Annotated in this window: 3 protein-coding genes; all 3 read left to right on the top strand. The window is 38.9% G+C overall.

Features of this window, described 5'->3' with window-relative positions; all coding sequences use genetic code 11:
- The coding region (locus ACFO4R_RS09490; RefSeq protein ID WP_379788862.1) for a hypothetical protein at positions 1-195 on the top strand (195 nt) is incomplete at its 5' end.
- Positions 196-219: 24 nt separating this feature from the next.
- Positions 220-1701: an FkbM family methyltransferase gene (locus ACFO4R_RS09485; protein WP_379788861.1), complete on the top strand. Its 1482-nt coding sequence runs from the start codon at positions 220-222 to the stop codon at positions 1699-1701.
- Between the two features lie 145 nt (positions 1702-1846).
- The coding region (locus tag ACFO4R_RS09480; protein WP_379788860.1) for a glycosyltransferase family 2 protein at positions 1847-2697 on the top strand (851 nt) is incomplete at its 3' end.

Below are 2697 nucleotides of genomic sequence, written 5' to 3'. Positions count from 1 at the left end.
TTATTGAAGGAAGTAGGGACGATAGCCGAAGACTATTTGACCCTGTATACCGAATTTGAAGCTATGGAAAATTCATTCAGATACGGATTTGTTTCAAACGAAAAAAATGAATTGATGAGGATAGCAAACTCTAAATGGGGAAGGCGAATCATAAAGCTTGCTTTTAAACTGAAACTGAATAAGTTTTTTAAATAAATCAAATAGACTAGGGGTGAAACTATGCTTTTAAATATGGAAGAAATCAGGAATTATGTCCGGGAACACGAGGTTGAAGAACTTTTGGAATTGGCGATCCTAAACTTTTATGAGTATAAAGACAGGGACCCTGATCGTGATCTCGACTATTGGACAGAGAAATTCGATAAGGAAGTGTTTAATGAAACCACGCAAAAGTCGAACTACTTTTTGGAACATATTGGAGATATAAAGAGAAACATTGAAAACTACGAGAGAGTCTATGAAAAATTGTGTGACGAGAAGAGTAAAAACACCTTTCTGTCCCTGTTGAATGCCAAATTATTTGCAGATAATCGATATATCGAACAGGTATATGAAGAAAATGAAATGTATTTTGACAGTGAACTATATGACATCTCGAAGATTCAAACCTATGTTGATTGCGGAGGCTATGTCGGAGATTCCGCTATTCGTTTTGCCCTCAACAATCCTTCGTACAAAAAAATCTATGTATTTGAACCGATTAAAGAAGTTGCTCAAAAAGCAGATCAGAACCTGAGAATACAACTTTCCGAGGGAAGTTACGAACTCTTCAATAAGGCCGTCTATGACCGAATAGATAAAATAGGAATGTGCCCGGAAATGTTACATGGGGAGTCCTATATCGATGAAGGCAGTACGGAACATCTGGTAGATGCGACGACCTTGGATATCGAAGTGATGGAAGATACAGACTTGATAAAGTTTGATATAGAAGGCAGTGAAAAAGAAGCGCTGTTAGGAGCGAGAGGGCATATTGAGAAGAACAGACCGATCTTGGCAGTCTGTGTCTATCACTTGAAAGATGATTTTTGGAAGATACCGGACTTGGTAGGAGAGATCCGATCGGACTACAAGATCTACCTGAGACAGTATGATCCCGAAGTATATTCCGAGACGGTAATGTACTTTATTCCGCCCTCTGCTGAAAAAGATCATTCTGTTATACAGGAAAAGAGTGTTTCAAAAAACAAATTATTAGAAACCTTCAGAATGTATACGGATGATGAGTACAAGAATGTCTTGCAACATGTCAAGGACAAAAAGTGGTTTCTTCGCCAGTTGAGATTGAAACATGAAAGACTGAAGGACAACAGTGCTTGGCTGGAAGAGGTCGAAGGTGTAAGGAAGTATCAAAAACAACAGCTTGAATTGAAAGACGAACGGATCAAGGAGCTGGAGGCGTGGATCTTGGAACTTGAAAAATCCAAAAACTACCAGGAAGAGCAGATAGAGCTTAGAGCGGAGCGAATAAAACAATTGGAGGTTTGGACACGAGAACTTGAAAATGGAAAGAATTGGCTTGAAACTCAGTATGAAGCTACGCAGAAAGAACTTGAAAAGATAAGGGAACAGTCTTTGATCTTAGAAGAAGAGAAGATCGAAAAAGAAACCAAAATCTCTAAGCTGGAGTATAAGTTGAATCTGGTTCGAGAAGACAAGATGTTGTCGAAGATCTTAAAATTGAAAAAAATGGAGATCTGATACCATCACTTGGTTTAAATTATGCCTAGCAACATCTTGAACTTCATAAGCGTAAAGATAGTTCTTTGGGAACATTAGTCGGAGGTTTCTACATTTCAATCAGATAACAGTATAACCTAATGATACAAACAAGGAGAGGGAGAGAATGTTTGATTATAGAAGAGAGCCGGGGAAGAGACGAACGGATAGAAGATATACCAAAACGCAAAGAGCCTTGGTGAGTATCATCACGGCCTACTATAATGAAGAAGAGTACTTTTGGCAGACCTATAACAGCGTATTGAATCAAACCTTTCCTTGGTATGAGTGGATCATAGTAAACGACGGGAGCACACAAAGCACGGAAAAGTTAGAAGAACTGTGCAAAAAAGATCAACGGATAAAGTTGATCCATCAAGAAAACAAAGGCTTGGCCGGCACACGAAACAGAGCGATTCGAGAAAGCACGACCGACATCATTATTCCCTTGGATGCGGATGACCTGATCGAGCCGACCTATGTAGAGAAGATCTATTTCGGTCTGTACTTCAATCCTGAAGCCTCTTGGGCTTACATGGATGTTGTAGGATTCCAAAGAGAAGAATATCTATGGAGAAAAGAATTTGACTCCGGTAGGATGAAAGAAGAAAACCTGTTGGTATGTACTGCGGGTATACGCAAGAAAGACCTTTTGGAAGTAGGTTGCTATGATGAAACGGAAAAGGAATATAACGAAGATTGGGGTTTGTGGCTAAAACTGTTATCAAAGGGACACTATCCGGTACATCTTGAAGGATATGAATTTTGGTATCGAAAAAAACAAGGGATGTTAAACAGAATCCAGCAGGACAAACAAAAGGGAGAAGCATCCAAAAAAATCATCAAAAAAATAGGCGAGAATGTAAGAGAGGATATAAAAGCCGTTGAATATCCAATAGCAACGGGAGCCAATCTGTTTGAAAAACCGAAAAAACTTGAATGGACATTAAAAACGACAGAGAACAAAGAGAAAACAAG

It is taken from the genome of Filifactor villosus, from assembly GCF_042652965.1.
Taxonomy (GTDB): Bacteria; Bacillota; Clostridia; order Peptostreptococcales; family Filifactoraceae; genus Filifactor; species Filifactor villosus.
The sequence above is the reverse complement of the archived record's forward strand: the minus strand, read 5'-3'. Positions and strand labels throughout refer to the sequence as shown.

Coding starts and splice junctions, on each gene's coding strand:
- ACFO4R_RS09485 (WP_379788861.1), top strand. CDS start 220: ATGCTTTTAAATATGGAAGAAATCAGGAATTATGTCCGGGAACACGAG.